Source organism: Streptococcus handemini (assembly GCF_040984445.1).
GTDB lineage: Bacteria > Bacillota > Bacilli > Lactobacillales > Streptococcaceae > Streptococcus > Streptococcus handemini.
In genome coordinates this window covers 22,891-44,085 of sequence record NZ_JBFRYH010000009.1, presented here as the reverse complement: position 1 = coordinate 44,085, position 21,195 = coordinate 22,891, and the positions used below count along the sequence as shown (strand labels likewise).

Annotated in this window: 23 protein-coding genes; all 23 read right to left on the bottom strand. The window is 39.9% G+C overall.

Annotated features, from left to right (window positions below):
* Positions 1–317: transposase family protein (locus ABPH35_RS02600; protein ID WP_368849578.1), on the bottom strand; the 317-nt coding region annotated here is incomplete at its 3' end.
* Between the two features lie 153 nt (positions 318–470).
* Complete coding sequence (locus tag ABPH35_RS02595; RefSeq protein WP_368849577.1) at positions 471–1,424, bottom strand: IS30 family transposase; 954 nt, start codon at positions 1,422–1,424, stop codon at positions 471–473.
* Positions 1,425–1,703: 279 nt separating this feature from the next.
* Complete coding sequence (gene nifJ, locus ABPH35_RS02590) at positions 1,704–5,339, bottom strand: pyruvate:ferredoxin (flavodoxin) oxidoreductase (protein WP_368849576.1); 3,636 nt, start codon at positions 5,337–5,339, stop codon at positions 1,704–1,706.
* Between the two features lie 214 nt (positions 5,340–5,553).
* Complete coding sequence (gene eutM, locus ABPH35_RS02585; protein ID WP_067090415.1) at positions 5,554–5,832, bottom strand: ethanolamine utilization microcompartment protein EutM; 279 nt, start codon at positions 5,830–5,832, stop codon at positions 5,554–5,556.
* A gap of 35 nt (positions 5,833–5,867) precedes the next feature.
* Positions 5,868–6,146: an ethanolamine utilization microcompartment protein EutM gene (gene eutM / locus ABPH35_RS02580; RefSeq protein ID WP_067090422.1), complete on the bottom strand. Its 279-nt coding sequence runs from the start codon at positions 6,144–6,146 to the stop codon at positions 5,868–5,870.
* 12 nt (positions 6,147–6,158) lie between these two features.
* A complete protein-coding gene (locus ABPH35_RS02575; RefSeq protein ID WP_349988244.1) occupies positions 6,159–6,848 on the bottom strand; it encodes a phosphate propanoyltransferase in 690 nt (229 codons plus the stop codon).
* Positions 6,849–6,860: 12 nt separating this feature from the next.
* Positions 6,861–8,528, bottom strand: a complete 1,668-nt coding sequence (locus ABPH35_RS02570) for an acetaldehyde dehydrogenase (acetylating) (protein ID WP_349988245.1) — start codon at positions 8,526–8,528, stop codon at positions 6,861–6,863.
* Between the two features lie 27 nt (positions 8,529–8,555).
* Positions 8,556–9,233 (bottom strand): BMC domain-containing protein, encoded by a 678-nt coding sequence (locus ABPH35_RS02565; RefSeq protein ID WP_349988247.1) that lies wholly within the window; start codon positions 9,231–9,233, stop codon positions 8,556–8,558.
* A 16-nt stretch (positions 9,234–9,249) separates the two neighbouring features.
* The gene (locus ABPH35_RS02560) at positions 9,250–9,882 is read right to left on the bottom strand and encodes a cupin domain-containing protein (RefSeq protein WP_349988248.1); all 633 of its coding nucleotides are present in this window, start codon (positions 9,880–9,882) and stop codon (positions 9,250–9,252) included.
* Between the two features lie 15 nt (positions 9,883–9,897).
* Positions 9,898–10,194, bottom strand: a complete 297-nt coding sequence (locus ABPH35_RS02555; RefSeq protein WP_067090437.1) for a EutN/CcmL family microcompartment protein — start codon at positions 10,192–10,194, stop codon at positions 9,898–9,900.
* Between the two features lie 9 nt (positions 10,195–10,203).
* Positions 10,204–11,043, bottom strand: a complete 840-nt coding sequence (gene eutJ, locus ABPH35_RS02550; RefSeq protein WP_349988249.1) for an ethanolamine utilization protein EutJ — start codon at positions 11,041–11,043, stop codon at positions 10,204–10,206.
* Positions 11,036–11,677 (bottom strand): hypothetical protein, encoded by a 642-nt coding sequence (locus ABPH35_RS02545; protein ID WP_349988250.1) that lies wholly within the window; start codon positions 11,675–11,677, stop codon positions 11,036–11,038. The genes eutJ and ABPH35_RS02545 overlap by 8 nt, the downstream gene beginning before the upstream one ends.
* A gap of 99 nt (positions 11,678–11,776) precedes the next feature.
* The gene (locus ABPH35_RS02540) at positions 11,777–12,910 is read right to left on the bottom strand and encodes a 1-propanol dehydrogenase PduQ (RefSeq protein WP_349988251.1); all 1,134 of its coding nucleotides are present in this window, start codon (positions 12,908–12,910) and stop codon (positions 11,777–11,779) included.
* Positions 12,907–13,353 carry a EutP/PduV family microcompartment system protein gene (locus tag ABPH35_RS02535; protein WP_349988252.1) on the bottom strand — a complete coding sequence of 149 codons (447 nt, stop codon included), beginning with the start codon at positions 13,351–13,353 and terminating at the stop codon, positions 12,907–12,909. Before ABPH35_RS02535 ends, ABPH35_RS02540 begins: the two co-directional genes overlap by 4 nt.
* Positions 13,350–13,703: a BMC domain-containing protein gene (locus tag ABPH35_RS02530; protein WP_349988253.1), complete on the bottom strand. Its 354-nt coding sequence runs from the start codon at positions 13,701–13,703 to the stop codon at positions 13,350–13,352. The genes ABPH35_RS02535 and ABPH35_RS02530 overlap by 4 nt, the downstream gene beginning before the upstream one ends.
* Positions 13,704–13,720: 17 nt before the next feature.
* The gene (gene cutD, locus ABPH35_RS02525; protein ID WP_349988254.1) at positions 13,721–14,710 is read right to left on the bottom strand and encodes a choline TMA-lyase-activating enzyme; all 990 of its coding nucleotides are present in this window, start codon (positions 14,708–14,710) and stop codon (positions 13,721–13,723) included.
* 103 nt (positions 14,711–14,813) lie between these two features.
* A complete protein-coding gene (cutC, locus tag ABPH35_RS02520) occupies positions 14,814–17,348 on the bottom strand; it encodes a choline trimethylamine-lyase (protein WP_349988255.1) in 2,535 nt (844 codons plus the stop codon).
* 39 nt (positions 17,349–17,387) lie between these two features.
* Positions 17,388–18,743 carry an aldehyde dehydrogenase family protein gene (locus ABPH35_RS02515; protein ID WP_349988256.1) on the bottom strand — a complete coding sequence of 452 codons (1,356 nt, stop codon included), beginning with the start codon at positions 18,741–18,743 and terminating at the stop codon, positions 17,388–17,390.
* A gap of 21 nt (positions 18,744–18,764) precedes the next feature.
* Positions 18,765–19,076 (bottom strand): BMC domain-containing protein, encoded by a 312-nt coding sequence (locus tag ABPH35_RS02510; RefSeq protein WP_067090468.1) that lies wholly within the window; start codon positions 19,074–19,076, stop codon positions 18,765–18,767.
* 11 nt (positions 19,077–19,087) lie between these two features.
* Positions 19,088–19,387 (bottom strand): BMC domain-containing protein, encoded by a 300-nt coding sequence (locus ABPH35_RS02505; RefSeq protein ID WP_067090472.1) that lies wholly within the window; start codon positions 19,385–19,387, stop codon positions 19,088–19,090.
* A 15-nt stretch (positions 19,388–19,402) separates the two neighbouring features.
* The gene (locus ABPH35_RS02500; protein ID WP_349988257.1) at positions 19,403–19,687 is read right to left on the bottom strand and encodes a hypothetical protein; all 285 of its coding nucleotides are present in this window, start codon (positions 19,685–19,687) and stop codon (positions 19,403–19,405) included.
* 3 nt (positions 19,688–19,690) lie between these two features.
* Positions 19,691–20,698 (bottom strand): DMT family transporter, encoded by a 1,008-nt coding sequence (locus ABPH35_RS02495; RefSeq protein ID WP_349988258.1) that lies wholly within the window; start codon positions 20,696–20,698, stop codon positions 19,691–19,693.
* 41 nt (positions 20,699–20,739) lie between these two features.
* Positions 20,740–21,018 (bottom strand): ethanolamine utilization microcompartment protein EutM, encoded by a 279-nt coding sequence (eutM, locus tag ABPH35_RS02490; protein WP_349988259.1) that lies wholly within the window; start codon positions 21,016–21,018, stop codon positions 20,740–20,742.
* Positions 21,019–21,195: the final 177 nt, after the last annotated feature.

Sequence of the window (21,195 nt, the reverse complement as noted above, 5' to 3'; positions counted from 1 at the left end):
AAGCGTTCAATCGTAGCACTTTCAGGATTCTGATTAAAGTCAATTTTTAAGTCAGTTAAAACTTGAGGATCCACCATACTCACTACACGCTCTAAAGTATCATGAGATGGACAACCATCACTCAAATTAACATATTGTCCAAGAACGGATTCATTCATCTCTATAAAATCTTCCATTTCTTTCCAAGTTTCAATCCCTGCCAACTGACAGACGAAAACAAGAAATAAAATGGTCGATAAGGGATAACGAACCTTCCACGCTTGGCGTTTATCAACTTCTCCACTTTGGGAGTCTATGGAAACGAGAAAATCAATCATTGTAGTCACCTCTATCTCTAGTTTACTACTTTGATTGATTTTGTCACTATGTATGTCGTTTTCTGAAAACTATCTTTTCTTCATGCGTTTGGCGTGCCTCAAAAATGCTTATTTTCCAAAGAAAACACTCGTTTGCCAAATTTCAAGTCCAAGTTAGCCAGTTTGTAAAAACTCACTAGGAGATTTGTAATCTAGTATTTTCTTTGGATAGTTATTAATCCACTTTTCAATAAATGCAACTTGTTGAGTAGTTGCATTTTTACTTGCCTTAGGTAACCAACGACGGATGAGTCTATTATGATTTTCATTGGTTCCTCTCTCCCAAGAGGAATAAGGGTGGGCATAATAAATGTTCTCAGAATCAAAAACATCTGCCAAGCGACTGAATTCAGCCCCGTTATCAGCTGTGATTGAGTTTATGGGATAGTCTTTGAGAATAGTTTTGAGAGCATGATTCACTGAAGAAGCTGACTTATCAGGAATAAGACGAATGATTTGATAACGACTCTTTCTGTCAGTTAGTGTCAACAGATACTCATTTTTTGCTCGTGTCTGAATGACAGTATCAATTTCAAAATCACCGACATTCTCACGCTTATTAATACTCTCTGGCCGTTCTTCAATGGACTTTCCGATGGATTTAAAATTAGGACTAGCATGCTTTTTCTTAGGTTTCACCTTACGAGGATAAAGCATGTCAGCTTTAGTGATCCCTAAGTGTCCATGGTGAATCCAGTAATAGATTGTGGAAATTGGCGCTTTTACTCCCTTAGCCTTCACCATCATCTCGGGAGAAAATTTCAGCTTCATATAGTGGAGGATTTTTTCCTTTGTCTCCTTGTCAATCTTTGCTTTACGACAAGAGTTTTGACGCGCTTTGTTGTAAGCTTGTTGGGCATAGTCTGCAGAATAACGCTTCGCAAACTTACCTTTCCTAATTTGCTGGAGAACCGTGCCACGCTTGATCTCGTTGTTGATGGTTTGTGGCGCTTTACCCAGTAGATTCGCCACTTGACGGTTACTTTTGTTTTCTTTTTTCCACTTTTCAATTAATCGGCGCTCAGCTAGTGTTAAATGTTTTCTTTTTGGTGTATAATAGTTTTGCATCTCAGAGTCTTTCTAATTGTTGTTGTGGTGATTACAATTATATCTCTCTGAGATGTTTTTTCATACCTTCAAGTGGCTAATTTCATTTTAGAACTTTCAAAAACACTCGTTTTTTACATTCATTGTTCTTAATGAATCGATAAGGAAAACTTTAATTTTTGTTTTATGATTACTAACTTAGCTTCTATGTAAATTTTTAGGGTAATAGCAATACTTAGAAAATATAGGATACACCTACGCACCTATATATGAATATGGTCGCGTTTTATATGCTTATTCCTAAAAGTTTAAAGTCTTGAGAATTCCATCAAGTGAGTCTGGACTAGGGGTTGCTGGGGAAACGTTTGGTTTATCCCTTGTTTTTTGCTCATTTTTGCTGAAGATTTCATAGTCTCCTGAGAGGGTAGCATAATTTTTAAACCGTCGTCTCGCATGTCCGATTGTTTGCTGAAAGAGCTTAGTAGCCTCATCTGGATTGACACGCCTCAATGCAGAAAACCTTTCTTGTTTTAACATAAAGTCAAGCATTCTATCAAACTTCGGACGTTTGAAGTCAAGAAGCATTGGATTTTTATCCTGTTCTGCTAGGGTAGGATTGTATCGGTAAAGTGACCAATACCCTGACTCAACCGCTTCCTTTGCCTCTTCCAGCGTTTTTTTCATGCCAAATTCAAGACCGTGGGCAATACAAGGCACATAGGCAATAATGAGAGATGGTCCTGGATAGCTTTCTGCCTCCTCAAATGCCTTAATAACCTGAATAGGATTTGCTCCATTAGCGACTTGAGCAACATAGACATTGCCATAGGTCATAGCCATCATACCTAAGTCTTTTTTTCGACCACGATTTCCAGAGGACGAAAAACGTGCAATCGCAGATGTCGGAGTTCCTTTTGACACATGGCCACCTGTATTGGAGTAAACTTCATTATCTAGGACAAGAATATTGACATCTGCACCGCTTGCAAGGACATGGTCCAAACCTCCGTATCCAATGTCATATGCCCATCCATCGCCCCCAACTATCCATTGAGAAGGTTTGATAAACAAATCACGTTGCGCATAAAGTTCTTGGAGAATTGGATATTTTTCGGACAGTTCCTCCTCTAAGAGACTGATTAGTTTAGCACTGCGGGCCCTCGTTCCTCTTCCTTCGTCAATATGATCTAACCAATCTTGAAGTAGATTGCATAGTTCTGTACTGGCGACAGCCATTGCCTTCTGTACTAGAGGAATCAACGCTTTTCGACGTGTTGTGTTCGCCACCATCATGCCATAGCCAAATTCTGCATTATCCTCCAGTAAAGAATTACTCCAAGCGGGACCTTGACCACATTGATTGGTACTATATGGTGTCGTAGGAGCCATAGCGCCCCAAATAGAAGAACAACCAGTTGCATTTGCAATCATCATGCGATCACCGAACAATTGGGTCAGTAGCTTGACATAAGGAGTTTCTCCGCACCCTGGACATGCACCAGAAAATTCTAGCAAAGGTTGTTCAAACTGGGTATAAGCTACCGTTCCTGGTTTAGCAGGATTTTCTTTTGCTCGTAATGTCATGGAAAAGGCCCAGTTAACAGCTTCTTGCTTTAAGGCTTCTTCATTTTCTACCGAAGCAGATACCATTTTCAGTGCCTTCCCCTTCGCTGGACAAGCGTTCACACACAGTTCACAGCCAGTACAATTTTCGACAGAAACTTGAATCCGATACATGAGGCCATCTTTTCCTTTGAAATCCATGACCCTATATCCCTCAGGTGCTATGTTTAACTCATCTTCTTCTACTAAAAATGGGCGAATTGCTGCATGAGGGCAAACAAAGGAACAACGACTGCACTGCACACAGTGATTCGGATCCCATTGAGGTACTTCCAAGGCTAAACTTCGTTTTTCTTGTGGAGCAGTACCTAGTGGAATATCTCCAGCTACCATTCCATGCTTGACTAACTGTCCGACAGAGACGGATTGTCCTTCCAGTCTATTGATAGGAGTTTGAATTTCTCTAACATAACTTGATGGTGCTATTTTTTTCTTAGCAGTCACTTCGCAATCCCGCCACTCTTCTGGAATCTCCACTTTTTCCAGCGCATTAACGGATAGTGCAATAGCACGAAGATTTTGTTCCACTAACTCCTCGGATTTTTTACCATAGGATTTAACAACTTCTTCCTGCATCCATGTAAGTGCTTTTTCTACTGGAAGTAAATGGGTGAGCTGGAAAAATGCCGCCTGCATACAAATACTGAATTTTTGTGTTAAGCCTGCTTCGTGAGCAATTTTATAGGCATTGATAATATAAAACCGGATGTCATAATCCGCCAAATACTTTTTGACGTGAGCTGGTAAACGTTTTAAAACCTGCTCCTTTGTCCAAGTAGTATTCAGAAGGAAAATCCCTCCTTTTTTCAGACCTTTTAATACATCAAACTGGCGGAGATAAATCTGAGTCGTTAAGCCAACAAAATCCATATTTTGTACAAAATAATGAGATTGAATCGGTTGATTCCCGGCACGTAAATGCGAGACAGTCACCCCATTTTGTTTTCTGGAGTCGTAATAAAAATAAGCTTGAATCTGTTTCTCTGTCTGCTCTCCAATAATTTTGATAATGGATTTGTTCACGCTAACTGCGCCATCTCCGCCTAATCCCCAGAATTTTGCCTGAAATGTATTTGCTGGAGTCAAATCAAGAATTGGAAGAGCTGGGAGAGAAAGTCTCGTCACATCATCTTCGATTCCGATTGTAAACTGTCTTTTGGGTTTAGATTGCTTTAATTCATCAAAAACTGCCACAATCTGATCTGGAGTTGTGTCTTTTGAACCTATGCCATAGCGACCTCCAATAATGATGGGCCTGTGATCGCTTTCGTAGAAAGCAGCTTGAACATCCATAAACAAAGGCTCTCCAACCGCACCAGGCTCCTTAGTACGATCGAGTACTGCAATCGATTTTATAGTTTTCGGAATTTTTTGCAAAAAGACTTCTGTTGGAAATGGTCGATAAAGATGAATTTGAATAAAACCAACTTTTTGTCCATTTTGATTCAAATAATTAACTGCTTGCTCAATTGTTGTTGCAACAGACCCCATTGCAACAATCAGTTCAGTTGCTTCTGGATGCCCATAATAGGTAATCAAATCATATGCTGTTCCACGCAAACGATTTATTTCTCCCATATATTTTTGGACAACATAAGGGAGAATATCATAATGGCGATTGACCGTCTCCCTCTGCTGAAAATGTAAATCTGGTCCTTGATTTGTACCTGATACAGTTGGATGATCAGGGTTCATTCCCCTAGAGCGAAATACCTCCAATGCTTCTTGGTTGATGAGTTCCCGCATATCACCGTACTCTAGAACATGGATTTTTTGCATTTCATGACTGGTAGAGAAGCCATCAAAAAAACTCACAAACGGTACACTAGTTTCAAGACTGGCCAAGTGGGCCACTGCTGCCAAGTCCATGACTTCCTGAACAGTACTCTCCGCCAACATGGCAAAGCCAGACTGACGAACCGACATCACATCGCTATGATCTCCAAAAATGCTTAAAGCACTGGTTGAAACCGAGCGAGCAGCAACGTGAAAAACAGTCGGTAGTAGCTCACCAGCAATTTTATACATATTTGGTAGCATCAATAAGAGCCCCTGTGAGGAGGTGAACGTGGTTGTGAGAGCTCCTGTTTTTAAAGAGCCATGTACGAAGCCTGCCACCCCTGCCTCTGATTGCATCTCGACAATTTTTAAGGGGTGCCCAAACATATTTTGGCGACCTTCAGTCTGCCAAATATCGACACTCTCTCCCATTGTAGAACTTGGGGTAATAGGATAAATACCTGCAATTTCACTAAACGCATAGGCAACATGGGCCGCAGCCATATTACCATCCATGATTTCTTGATGTGACATACAAGTTTCCCCGCCCTTCTACTATTATTTTCTAACCTTTTATTGCTACTTTGCCTCAATTTGTTGTACCAGTCTCCTGTGCGACAAATTGGGGTAAAGTACAATACTATTTTTGATATAAAAGCCCACCCTGTAATACTAGGATGGGCTTAACTACTTTTATATCAGCGACTTTAGCAAACGCCCATTCGTTCTACTCAATTTTCTGTGAGTATTAGTTGCTCTTTGGTAAAATAGTTTCCACTTCCACATGTGGACGTGGGATAACGTGTACGGAAACAAGTTCACCAACACGTTGTGCCGCTGCTGCGCCTGCATCTGTCGCTGCTTTTACAGCGCCTACATCGCCACGAACCATGACAGTCACCAAACCACCACCGACGTGTTCTTTCCCAATCAACGTTACGTTGGCTGCTTTGACCATCGCATCTGCTGCTTCGATGGAACCAATCAAGCCCTTTGTTTCAACCATTCCTAATGCTTCTGAGTGCATGTATATACCTTCTTTCTTTACTTATGACAGGGAAGTTAGTTTTTATGTGGTAAAACTAATTCTACTTCCACATGTGGACGTGGGATAACGTGTACGGAAACAAGTTCACCAACACGTTGTGCCGCTGCTGCGCCTGCATCTGTTGCTGCTTTTACAGCGCCTACATCACCACGAACCATAACAGTCACTAGACCACCACCGACGTGTTCTTTCCCAATCAACGTTACGTTGGCTGCTTTGACCATCGCATCTGCTGCTTCGATGGAACCAATCAAGCCCTTTGTTTCAACCATTCCTAATGCTTCTGAATTCATCTACTATCTCCTTTATTTTATTAACCGCAATTTACTCTTGCCAGTTACTCCGAGTGCATTGGCTTCTTCTGTATCTAAATGACACTCCAATGCAAAGGTGTCTTTCACGCGGATAATGACATTATGAATAATACCTCCGCGTTCACCTGGCAATTCCAAGGATACATTTTGATTATCCTGAACACCGAATCGTTGAGCGTCTGCTGGAGACATATGAATATGCCGCTTAGCAACGATACAACCTTTAGCTAGTTGAACAGATCCGGCAGGACCGATAATAGTACAACCGGGAGTATTTTCTATTTCTCCTGAAAGCCGAAGCGGAGCCTTGACTCCTATTTTAAAGCAATCAGTCGTTGTCAACTCAACTTGGGTCTCTTTTCGAACCGGACCAAGAATGCGAACTTTTTCAATAATTCCTTTCGGACCTGCGACCATCACACATTCTTCCAAAGCATACTGTCCCGGTTGAGAAAGATCCTTTAATTTTTTAAAATTGTAATAACGACCAAAGAGGATATCTGCATCAACTTGTGATAAATGCACGTGGTGATTGGAAACTCCTAAAGGAATAGCAAAGTCATTTTCATTCTCTACTTGATAGGTAGTTTCTGAAGCTGGCTCTATCGAGGAGGTTCCTTCCTCAATACCACTCAGGTGATTCACTACCTTGTAAAGTAGACTTTCTAAATCTTCTCCCATAGTCTCCTCCTCTTATTTTTGTCTTAAAGCAGATAAAATCTCACGAACAATGGCTTCATTATCTGTCTGAGTTTGAGTTACCACTGGTGTAGCAGATGAATCAGAGACAGTTGTTTCCTTTTCTTGCTCTCTTTCAAAAGCCGCTTGAATTTCCTGAGGAGTCTGACTTAGAAAGACCTTCCTCTCACAAGCTGTTTTATCTGCCTTAGCATGTATGCTTGGTGACGAGATACCATCTACTTTTTCATTTATCTGATGTAGTTGGGCCGATTTTGGTAACGCGAGAAAACCAGCATCTTCAGCCACAATTTGTGTCACATCTTTCAATCCGTACGCAACCGTCTTGATATTGACTAAATGTTCTGGTGTTAAATTGTCAGAGACAGAGCTACCTCCATCTGTTCCACAGCCAAGCGTAAACGCAATTGGTAATCCAGTCGAAATACCTGTACCACCTTGACTACCACCAGTGTTAATCAAAATACGCGAAGCAGGTTTACTAGAGAAGCGGAAAATCATATCTGGATCTTCTGTATGGATACTCATCGTATGACCAATACCATTTTGCAACAGACGAATACTTAATGCACAGGCTTCTTCCCAGTTCTTCACTACATAGAATCCTAAAACAGTCGTCAATTTTTCAAACGATAATGGATTGCCTTGACCAACTCCAGCTTGCGGTCCAACCAAAATCTTTGTACCGGCTGGGACTGTTAGCCCAACTGCCTCTGCAATTGCTGTAGCAGATTGTCCTACAAATTTTGGATTCATTGATGGATTGCAGCCCTTTGAGTCGCCTCTGAAGAGAACTTCACAAACCTTGTCTGTCTCTTCTTTGGTCATAACATAGCAACCGTGATTTTTTAACTCACGAAGCACTTCATTCTTGTTAGACTCTTCACAGATAATAGCTTGCTCTGATGCGCAAATAGTACCATTATCAAAAGTCTTAGAAGCAACAATACTGGCAATTGCTTTTTTGACATCTGCTGTTTTTTCAATGTAGGCTGGTGAATTTCCAGCACCTACTCCAATAGCAGGTTTTCCACTACTGTATGCAGCTTTTACCATACCAGGTCCACCTGTAGCGATAATGAGCGAAATATCTTTTGCATGCATCAACTCATTTGTCGCTTGAAGGGTAGGATTATTCACACAACCAATAATGTGTTCTGGCGCTCCTGCTTCAACAGCTGCTTTTCGAACCAATTCAGCCGCTGCAATACTACACCGTTTCGCTGATGGATGCGGTGCAAATACAATTGCATTACGTGACTTAATCGCAATCATCGCCTTAAAAATAATAGTAGATGTCGGATTAGTCGACGGAGTAATCCCTAATAACAATCCCATCGGCTCTGCAACACGGAATAATTTTTTGTTTTCATCAAAATCAATGATACCTGATGTCTTGTAATCCTTAATCTCTTTGTATAACAATGTGGAAGCTGCGTAATTCTTATAGGCCTTATCAGCCAGCTTGCCAAAACCAGTTTCTTCAACCGCTAGATCCGCTAGATAATAAGCATTTGCTTCAACTGTTTTCACAATATGGCGCAAAATCGCATCAATTTGTGCATCTGAGAAAGTTGCTATCATATCGGAAGCGCGTTTCCCTTCTCTTACAAGGTCTCTTGCTTCTTGAATGGAGCAAAGATCTATGTCAACTGTCTTCATTTGATTCATCCTTCCTATCTGATATCCTTATCTTTCTCCTTGTTTTTCAAATTCATTCATCAGAATCGCAATCATATCTCTTCTGACCATCCCTTGTAACACATCCTCAGCAATTACAAGTTCTGGATGATTTTGAATGAGCTCTCTTAAATCTGCTGCTTTCGTTTTATCCAAACGTTTTTTATACTCTTTAGCAGTTAAGTGAACTTCTTCTAGTTTATCTTCAAGAGATTGCATTTCTTCTGAAATTTCTTCTGATGTCACTTCTATATTCGTTTCTTCTGGAGCTTCAAGGTTTGTCGGTATGGATTGTAAGGCAAATTCATCTGATTCTACTGTAGTAGCAACAGGAGGTAGCGGTTCACCCTTTTCTGAATTGATTTCCGTTTCAACAGAAAATTCAGCTTCCTCTGTACCTTCTTCTTGCACTTCATATTTTTCATACAAACTTGCTACTTGATTATCTGGCCTAGGAATGACATGTGAACTGTGAAAACAGAGTTCTCCCAAGCGCTTTACTGCGCTTGTACCAGCGTCCACAGCTGTTTTTACTGCCCCAACATCTCCAGTAATATAGACAGTTACAAGGCCTCCACGAACTTTTTCAGCGTTCATCAAGGAAACATCTGCAACCTTTAGCATGACATCCGCCGCTTCAATTGCACCAATCAAACCGTACGTTTCAATCATACCTAATGCTTTCATACGATTTCCTCCGAGACTACATTAAATCAGACCAGTTGGAAGGATAGGTTGTATAGAATAATTTCGCATTGTCTGGTGAACTCCAAATCACGTCAGAACCTGATGGGATAAAGAGAACATCCCCTTCACGCCCAACATATTTTTGGCCATCAATTTCAACACAAACAGTACCAGAAATAATATAATCAATTTCTTCGTAAGGTAATTTCCAAGCAAAACTTGAGTGGTCAATTGCTAAAAAACCTGCACTCATTTTTGCTTCATCTTTACCAACTAATTCTTGGAAACTGACATTTGCTTCAGGATTACCTGTATCAAATTCATCCATCCGCACAGTTCCGCCTTTGACAACTTTCAAGCCGTTAGAATGGACAACGCTGCGATAAGGTAAATTTGCTTTTTCAATTTTTTTATCACAGGTTGCCAACATCCGCTTTAACAGTGAGAGTAGCTCTTCTGCGGAAATACCACATTCTCCTTTGTCGGATGTTTTTTCACATCTTTTCTGACCAACTTCAAAGGAAATACCACATTTTTTAGCCTCATCTCGGGCTGCTGGCGTTATGATAGTGTCTGCATCAACATAACAAATCGTTCGCCCAGCTTCATGGCAGTCAGAAATATCTTTTGCAACAACTAATTTTGCCATTTTCTCTCCTTTATCCTAGGAAAAACGTTCCTTTTTCCCGTTTTGTTTTTTTATTTCATCGTAATTTTCATCAATGATACCAATAACAGCAGCATCAACAGGCATCTGATCGTCTCCCATCATTCGGCGGGCTGCTGTCCCGGTGGTAACAATGACGCGATCGCCAATACCAGCACCAATCATATCCACTACCACCAAAAGTTCGCCCGCCTTACTGCCACCTTTTACTTCTGCGAGCAAAAACTTAACACCACTTAACGCATCGGACTTTCTCGTAGCCCAAATCGTATCTACCAATTCTGCAACTAGCATATTTCCTCCTTAATAGATAATTTCCTGACCACAATTCATTGCGATGCCAATCGGTGTGACGAACATTGGATTTTGGGGTTTAAGTGTCTTAATCCCCGTCTCTTTTTCGATAATGGTTTCGATTCCTGTCAAGCAACTTGTCCCACCTACCAAGTAAATGACTTCCACCTCAAATCCTTCAATTTGTCTTCGAATAATCGAAGCAATTTTTTCGACAACTGGCTTGAGAACTGGGAGTAATTCTTTATGATTTTTGGGGTTGCGCTTATAGGCATCAGCTTCATCTATGCTGATTTGATAGGCTCCTGAAACGACTAATGAAAAATGTGTTCCACCAGTTGCTTCGTCCGCCGCCTTCACAACTTTACCATCTTTTAAAATAGAGATTCCTGTAGTACCACCACCAATATCAACAATTGCACCATTTTTCAGACCAACGATTGTGTTTGCCGCAGTAGGCTCGTCTAATAAGGCAGTCAACTCAAACCCAGCACTTTGAACGACATTTTTTATCGCTCCGCCATCCAATACATCTGTTCCAGGTGGGATAGCCGCTGCTGCATATAGGAGTTCGGTATCTAGTTGTTTTTCCAATTTTTCTTTTAACTCTCGTACAATACGAATTGCACCGATATAGTCCACTACCATACCATCACGAATAACATTAGCTGGTTGGTGAGCTCCGGCTACAATATTTTTTTGATCGTCTAAGACAACTAAAACTATGTAAGCCGTCCCTAAGTCAACACCTGTAAAATATGTGCTGCTTTTGGACTTAATTGGCTCTTTCTCTGCCTTTTCAAAGTCTGATACGTATTGGTCACATGTTTTTGGCAATACTTCAGGCATCCTGCTTGACCTCCTCACTCTTGTTTAGATAATAAGCAATCAATTGCTCTAAGCGCTGAACCACTTCTGATAGATTTACTTGTGCTGAACTACCAAGTTGTTGAATCCAAGCCTCTAGTCGGAAATAAATCGGGTAGAGTCGAGTCAGTACACGTCCTTTATTGGTCTGTAAAAACATACCAACCGTCGACAAATTCCCAATAACAGCAGCTTTATCCATCTGCACTGCTTCCGTATTCACCATCGTGATAGGTGGCAGACTATAGCTTTCATTTGTCAGTGCCAGTGCTAAACAACGTTCGATGATTTTCAGTTCTTCTGCTAACAGCACATCCGTACCAGCTAAATCATAAGCTGTTTTTAATAGTTCACAACGAATGTCAAACCATTCAGCTTGATGAAGTGTGGCAGGCTGAGTACAGCATTCTGTTTGTACCTCTTCTTTTTGGAAAGATAGACCAGTACTGTTTCTTCTCTTCTGAACCTGCTCGTTTGCATCAATTATCTTAATCTTACGGTCCGCAAGAAAAGTTCTTGCTCCGGGAGTTAATCTCGTATTTTTCTGGATAGTAAAGGTATCGAAAGGAAAATTATGATACTCAACACGTAAATCATCTTCGGTCAAAAATTTCATAAACTCCCTCTTTCATTTAAACTCAAGCTGCTTTAAGCAGCTGCATAGTTAAGTCCCTACTGTCCCATATAAGTTATACAGTTCTTTAAACTGTAGGGGTTATAATAGACCTCTGTATATTTCCTCAATTTCTGCAACTGTAACTGAACGAGGATTTGTTGGGGTACAGGCATCTACAGCAGCTCGTCGTGCCATTTCTGGAATCATTTTTTCAAAGTCAGAAGGATTAATCCCTAATTCCTTAACAGTCATAGGCATATCCATCTCCTTCATCAGCCGAGCAATGGCATAATTCAAAGCACGTACACATTGTTTTGCTGTTGTACCATATATATTCAATGTATTAGCTAATTGTGCATATCGTCTGGCAACAGCCGTATCACGATCTGCTTCTAGAGATGCATTGAAGGAAATAATATGTGGTAGCAATACTGCATTTATTCGGCCATGCGGTACATGGAAAAATGCTCCAATCGCATGGGACAAACTATGGCAAATTCCTAAACCAGCGTTATTAAACGCAATTCCCGCAATCGAAGAGGCATTGTGCATCTTCTCACGTGCTAGCTGATTATGTCCATTCTTATACGCTTCCACAATATAGCGAAATGTCAAGGCTAAGCCTTTTTCTGCACATGCATCTGAAAAATCTGTTGCACGTTTTGATACATAGGCTTCTATACAGTGAGTCAGTACATCCATCCCAGTGTCAGCTGTAATTGCTGGTGGAACACTCATCGTAAAAGCAGTATCAAGAATTGCAACATCTGGCACAAGAGAATCATCTACTAAAGCATATTTTTCATTGCTTTTAGGATCAGAAATAACCGCAAAAGATGTATTTTCACTACCACTTCCACTTGTCGTTGGAATCGCAACCATAATTGGTTTAGCAACTTTCTCTGACTCAGTATAGACTCGGATAACAGCCTTAGCAGCATCCAGGGCAGAACCTCCACCTATTGCTATAACCGCATCTGGTTTAAACTCCCTGATTTCAGCAACACTATCAGATACTACTTCAATGGTGGGGTCTGGCACAACTCGTGAAAAGACCTTGTGCATAGCCCCTATTTCATTTAAGCAATCCAGCACACCCTGAATCATCTTACTTTTTTCAACAAAAGGATCACAAATGATATAGGCTTTAGTGATGGACAACTTTTCAATTTCTCTTGTAGATCCTGAACCAAAAACAAATCTCGGACCTACAGTAAATTCTTGTATGTTCATTGATTACCTTCTTTTACTTTTTCCAATCTATGTAACAAATATTGGAGTTCTTTTTGAATATTGAGGTCCAACTCATAAATGACATCTACTTTTGCTTCCATCAATTCCTGCTGACAGTCTAGTAGGTGTTCCCTATCTTTATCTTTTTGACCAATGACCACACCAATTGTCGGAACTCGAAAACTCTTCGCAAAATTTGGTGGATACATCCTCGACTTTCGCTCAGAATGCAACACCATCAATACTCCATAAGCATTTTGCTGAATCGATATAATGTGCTTCTTCATCCCAGGGCTCCTCAGATAGGACTCTGGAACAAGAATACATTCATTATAGTAAATAATCGAACTATTGAATTGAAGTTGCTGGTTCCCTTCCAGCTCTTTTACAAGTTCCTTCTTGCTACTATGGTCTGGTCCAATCACTAATAGTCGTTTTTTCATGAGCGTGTTAGTGGAACTACTGCAAAATCTAGATTTTCTTTAAAATAATCTACAATGCTCTGCAAGGCAGTCTCCACACTCTGAACATCTCCACTGAACATCACAGACCCTGTAAAACGATCTACAAAGCAAATATCAACGTCTGCTGCCTTACCTGCAATATCAGTTGCAATAATCGCTGTTTCGTATGGAGTCAACGCTAGAATACCAATTGCTCCTTTATGAGAAACACCGAGACTGTCATACACAGCACGAATTGGCGCAGCAATGACATGAGCCAAGGTAATCTGTTTTCCTGGGACAGATTCTTGAATGATTCGATTTATTTTTTCTGTCTTATCAATCAACATATTCCCTCCTCAACAGATTAGTGTTTTACAACCGTTACTGGAAAATGATAGGACAAAATATAACTTTCTATTCTGTCTAAATCGTATTGACTCAAAGAAGGATCACCTTCAATCTTGTACTCCATACCAAGCTGGTAATATTTATTAACCCCTAATTTATGGTATGGTAACAAGTCGATTCCCTGAAAATTAGGATAATCTTTATAAGGAAGTAAAAATTCAACAATTGCTCGGATTTCCTCTTCACTATCATTGATACCTTTTAACATCGGCATCCGAATTTTTACATTGTGACCTGCCTCAAGGAGTGATACTAGGTTTTTTAAAATACGTTCATTTCCTACACCAGTCCACTCATTGTGCTTCTTTGAATCCATGTGCTTCAAATCAAACAGAAACAAGTCTGTGTACTCAGCAACTTTCATGACAACTTTGTTCGGTACATAGCCTGCAGTTTCTACAGCAGTATTCAATCCATCGTGCTTGCAAGCCTGTAATAGAGCCACAGCACCCTCTGCTTGAGCAAGACACTCACCACCTGATAGGGTCACCCCTCCTCCTGACATTTCATAAAAAGCATCATCCTCATGGATAATCTCCATCAGTTCAGAAATCGTTTTTGATTCACCTGCAATGGAGATTGCACCTTCTGGACAACCTTCTATATCTTCCTTAGTAGGAAATCTTTTTTTATATTTTCGGATATCAATCGGATGTTCTCTATCTGAATAATCATACGGAACTGGATGATCTTGATTCTTATAAGCAAAGCAAATCTTTCCTAAAGGGCAAGTTGATGCACAAGAATTATAGGGTTTACACAAGGTCTCCTTGTACATAATATTAGAACCGAACTCTAGACCTTCTGGATTTGCACACCACTTACAACGCATTGGACAACCTTTGAAGAAAACAATTGTCCTAATCCCAGGACCATCATAGAGGTTGTACTTTTGAACATTAAATACATTAATTCTAGTCTCATGTTTTTTTCTTGATACTACCACTATCTGTTTCTCCTATTAAGGTTGTAGTAGTTTTTAATGGAAATAAAAACTACTACAACTTCTCAATGATTCTTGTTAAAGTTTGACACAAAGCCTTTCTTCATTAAATACTACACAATACTGTACGTGAAATAATTTCATCCTGTACGTCTTTACACAATTCAACAAAGAAGGCACTGTATCCCGCAACACGAACGATTAAGTCACGGTATTTTTCCGGATGTTGTTGCGCATCAAGCAAAATCTTATTGTCAAGATAGTTAAATTGCATTTCACCATTACCAAGGATACTAGCTGTTCTCAATAAGGTAATCAAGCTTTCTTCCCCTTGAGGAGTATCAAGCAAACCTGCCATAATCTTGAAATTATGTACCATACCGATGTTCATATTTTCATTTGCCATCTTAGAAACGGACTTGATAATAGCTGTTGGGCCTTTTGTATCCATACCGTGGTCTGGTGAGATACCGTCTGATAACGGTGTCCAAGCGCGACGACCTGAAGCAGATGCTCCTGTAATCTGTCCTAAAGGAGTATTGTTTGAAATAGACAATGTACCATGACTCAATACTGAGTAAAGTGTACGATATTTACGGTGTTCTTCTTCTGTAAATTCAACAATGTCTGAAGTAAAGTAGTCAACATAGTCATCGTCATTACCATATTTTGGTGCTTCAAGACAGTCTTTTCTGATTTGATCATATCCTTCAAAGTCTGCCACTAAAGCTCTGTTCAATTCTTCCAAAGTATATTTCTTGTCTTCAAAGACTAATTTCTTAATTGCAGCCATAGAGTCTGCATAGTTAGCAAGACCTGACCAAACAACACCTGGACCAAAATTATAAGTAGCACCACCAGCTTTAACGTCACGTCCATGTTCCATTGTACCTTCATACATCATGGACATAAGTGGAACAGGGGCGAGTTCACGTTGTACACGTTGTGAAATAACTGTCATAACAGAAGTCCATTTTGTAACATATTTAATTGTTTCTTTGACTGCTGCTTCAAATTCTTCAAAAGTCTTGTATTGACTAAGTGGTCCCATATCAGGCGTAACAGGTTTTCCATACCAAAGTGGCACACCACGGTTCAATGTTGTTTCAATCAAAAGTGGCCATTGAGTATAAGCTGTTGAAGTCCATTGGTAAAGACGACCAGATTTTTGAGGTTCTACACATCCCATGAGACAGTAGTCACGCGCATCTTCCATTGACACACCTTTTGCCAACATCATCTTAATATGACTGTCATCAAAGTGACAAGCTGGGAATCCGAGACCTGCACGAACCACATCTACAATCTTTTGCAAATATTTACGTGGTGATTTATTGTTGATACGTGCTGCTAATGTTGGTTGGTAAACCTTCACGTGACGAATTGCATCCATCAAAAGATAGGTTAAATCATTTGTAGCATCACGACCTTCACGAGTAACACCACCTACACACATATTAACGAATGGTTGGTAACCAGCGAAGAATTTAGAAGACCCTTCTGATGTTAACCACATCATTTCAGACATCTTAATAAACATAGATCCAGCGATTTCAAAAGCTTGAAAATCGTTCATGCGACCTTCTTCAATATCCTTCTTGTAGAATGGATACATATATTGGTCTACACGACCAATTGAAAGACCTGTTTGGTTTTCTTCACAAAGCAGCAAGTGTTGGATTGTTACTAAGTACTGCATTGCTTCCCAGAATGTTTCTGGTTTGTTTGCTGGTACATTCGCATTCACACGAGAGATCATTTCCAATTCAGCTTTACGTTTTGGATTTGTTTCCTTGCTTGCCAATTGCGCTGCATATTCAGACATCCGTTTAGCATAGATGATTACACCTTCTGCTGTTAAGATTTGTCCTTTGTAGAAGTAAATCTTTTCAAGATCATCTGGATTGCCATAGTCTAATTCTTCTAAATGTGCTTTCGCTTCTTCGATGACGTCTAGCATTCCTTTTTTCATGCCAACAACGTCATAACCAGGGTTAGAGTCACCACCACCAGATTGCGCATGGTATGAACAATCTGAAACATAGGATTCGCCTGACAATTCCCATGCTCCTGCTTCACGATATTGTGATTCACAGGCTTCGTCAACGGATTTACCAGTCCAATATGGGAAGATTTCTTCTACCAAGATTTTCTTATTTTCTTCTGATAAATCATATGGGTCTTGTGGACGAGTTGAGACAGTTTCTAGTTCATCGCGAAGCCAACGCCAAGAAATATCTGGTGAGAAAGCTCCCCAGCGAGGACCGCCATTTGGTGCACCGACCAATAATTCATTATCTTGAATAATAACTGGTGCAATTTTACAAAATTCTTTGAAAGCTGTACCACGAAGAACTGCTTTAGGCATCCCTTCATTTTCTTTTGATACACGGGTCAAATTAATCGCACGAAGCAAAGAAATAGTTGGACGGGCACTCAAATATTGTTCTTTTAGAGCCTGTAAACGAGGGGTGATACCGTCCGGTACTTCTGTTCCTTCACTTGCCAATACTGGTGCTGCATCTGGTTTCGTAATGTCTCCTGACACACTTTGGAAAATTTTAGCAAGCGATGCACGTTCTGCATCACTCAATTGTTTGGTTGCTTCTTGTAATTTAGCTGTAAATTCTTGCATATCCATGTTAGATACTTCCTCTCTTTCCTTAAAACTAGGAAATCTTTATGTTGTTATTTTAAAACCGACTTGACGAGTGTATGTCCAACTCTTGGGTGTCATGTTCTCTGAACTATACCCTCGTCCTGTTGTAATTCCTCCCAAAATCAATGATGGGGAGAAATTAGATGTAATTCCCGTCGCTGCACAAACCGTCGGAGCATTAACAACAATGCGTCCAACCGATTTTACCGTTGCAAATTCTCGAATCACTTTCCAGTCTGTCGAATGAATGGTGAGGGTGTGCCCCATCTTCAACTCTGCTAATAGACTCATACATTTTATACAAGCCAATGTCCAATCTGGTTCCAAATAAACCAAGATAATAGGGCAGAGCAACTTCTGATTAAGGAAATCTTCTTCATTCATATAATCTTGTAGCGAGACGAGAACAGATGTTGTTTCCGGAATCGTAAATCCTGCCATTTTAGCCAGCCAAACAGCAGACTTTCCAATATAAGAATTTGTAATATTCTTCTGTGAACGTTCCAAAAACTCCCTCAATTTCTGTGTTTCGGATTCATCTAATATATAGGCCCCATTCTCCAGCATGTATTGTTTTATTTGATCTGCTATCACATTTTCAGTAACTAGAAACTGCTCTGCTCCTGGCAAAATCCCGTTATGAAAACTTCTGGAGTGAATCACATCTTTTACAGCTTGCTCAATATCTGCTGTACGCTCGATAAATACTGGACCAGAAGCTTCCCCTCCATAAATCAAGGATGTATTTGTTTGAAATTGTTCTGTGATATATTCAGGACAACCGATATTAACAATCAGTGAAACTTTATCACTTCTCAACACTTCCATTATTCCTGAATCCGTAATGATTTCTGCAATAGCAATGCTTCCTTCGGGAAAACCACATTTTTCTGATAAGGCAATGAGACATTTAAAACTGTCAATGGTTGCGGATTTGGAACGTTTATTAGCAACAACAACCAACGCATTTCCGGATTTCATTGCTAACAATACTAAATTGACCAACAAAGAAAAGGTCGGATGGGAAGGTAGAACTGCCACAACGACTCCCAAAGGAACACCAATTTCAATCAATTGATTATCCACATTGCCATTGATGATTCCTACATAGGATTCTTGTTGTATTGTTTCTTGAAAACGTTGAAGAAATTGATAGCATAAAAACTGCTCATCTTCTTCATTCCCATAATCATTTCCTTTAATAAAATCAGAAATATAGGTGTCTGCTTCTTTTTGCAAAGCTGCTATAAAAGAGGCACTATATTCATCCAATTCACTTTGACTGAGCTTTTGTAATTGAACAAAAGACAATTGAGCATTCAGAAGCAGGTTTCTTGTTTCTTGAATCGAATCTAAATCTTTGTCAATATATCTCATGTGCAACTCACTCTCTTGTTCTTATGATTCTTCTGGCAACAGAACAGATAGAGAATACCGATCAATGATTTTTCGTAAATCCTCATGCGGTCCTGGGATAACCACGTGGCTGTATACCTCTGTCCCCATTTTTTCCACCGCTTTGACACCAGCATCTACTGCTGTTTTACATGCTTCTGTCTCTCCTTGTACAATGACTGAGATATACCCAGAAGCAGTATTTTCATAACCAACTACATCGACTTCAGAGGCTTTTACCATCGCATCTGCTGCTTCTAGTGCAAAAACCAATCCAAATGTCTCAATAGCTCCTATTGCTTGATATCTTTCCATGACCTTCTCCTTTAGCAGTTGTCAATATCATGCACTGAAACAATATCCCCAACAGTAGGGATTGGTCTTGGCATAACGTTATGAGATGTTAGTTTTCCAATCGCTGCTGCCGCGCGTGCCCCTGCTTCAACGGAAGCTTCAACTGCTGCAACATCTCCGACAACCATGATTGTAACCAATGTTGACCCAACATTCTCATAAGAAACTAGTTTAACATCACTCGCCTTTAACATCTTGTCACAAGCCTCTAATGCTGGAACCAATCCAACAGTTTCGACCAGTCCCAAGGCTTGTCCACCACGATATCTCATGTTGACTTACTCCTTTTATTTTCTAAATTCTTTTGCAATATATTTTTCCGCTGCTGCTTTTCCATCTTCAGTAATTTTATAGTGAATCCGTAAATCCCCACTTTCGTCCAAATCATATCCTGATTGTTCCAGATAGCCATTACATTCTAATGACATCAAGTGTTCTAAAAATAGTTCTACGGTAAATTGTTTTTCACTACCATATTGTGATTTCAAAGCTGACATAACTTGTTTCACATCTGCTTCACTAACGCTATCCATATAATTCAGTACGGCTGTTCTTGCTGGTAATAAACGCATCTTCTATACCTCATTTTTTCTAAAGAAATCGAGTGGATTTGTTGTCACTAAAATCGCTCCCAAAATAATGGTAATTGAACCAATTACAATTGATGGAGTTATTGGTTGATCTAAGAATAAGATACTCAATAAAACTCCCCAGAAAGCATAAGTAATATTGAGGGACATTCCAACTGCTGTACCGACCATTGCGTTTGAACGATACCATTCTGTGTAGGAAATTCCAACAAGTGTACCAGAAACTAACAATAGAGCGATCAACAATGGTGAACTGAACATGCTAGTAAATAATCCAGTAGCACCAATTAGCGGTACGATAATGACCATCTGTACCAATCCTGAAACAAGTTGACGAAGAGTAACATTGACTTCTGAGTCAAGAATAGCACCACCAAAACTAGAGATACAACCTTCCAATCCCCAGCAAATCGCTGCAAACAAAGCTAAGATAATACCAAGTGTAAAGTTTGGAGCGCCATCAGGTTTCACCATGTTAATGATAATTGCACCGATAATGCAAAAGACCATTCCACCAACAACCCGAGCATTGATTTTTTGTTTTAAGAAGATAGCGGCAAAGATAGCACCAAAGGCTGCAGTCGTAGCTGAGATCGGAATTGCAAAAGCACCGGCAAGGTAAAGACCAACGAGATAAGCACCATTCGCTACCGGACCTCCTAAAATGTAGCCCAAAAGCATAATTTTACCAGGTTTTGTCGCAAGACTTCTCGCTAGTTCATGGAACTTACCTGTCCTTATAACATTGAGCAACAAAATACAACCACCTAGAAAATCATTGATTGCCCCCATTACAAATGGTGCTGCCAGAATACCAACTGCAGACTTTAAGGGATCAAATCCTTGGACAATTATGATTAGAAATGAATATAGTCCATAAAACAAACCAGAAATTGCACCGCTTCGTATCCCCGAAGTATGAAACTTCTTTGTTGTTGCAATCATCTTCTGATGTGCATCCAATTGACCTATGTTTTTGGTATGTTGTTCCATAAAATCATTACCTCTCATCTATTTACTAAAAGTGTATTTACCTATTTCTTGTTAGGTAAAATTGTTTCCACTTCACCGTGTGGTCGCGGAATAACATGAACAGAGATGAGCTCTCCAATACGTTGTGCTGCTGCAGCACCTGCATCAGTAGCTGCCTTTACAGCTCCTACATCTCCACGTACCAAAACAGTAACTAAACCGCCTCCTACATGTTCCTTACCGATTAAAGTAACATTTGCTGCTTTAACCATTGCATCGGCTGCCTCTATAGAGCCAACCAAACCTTTTGTTTCAATCATCCCTAATGCTTCGGAACTCATGATAACACCTCCGTTTTATATAATTTTTTTGTACTGTGTAATAATGGCTCTTGGAGCCTACAATAGGATTTGAAGCATTATCTACAATGCTTCTGTGGTAACGTTTTGTTTAAACAATAAGGATATAAGCTTAAAATCACCTATTTAAGATAATTGTAAGCCCTTCCACAAGGACAA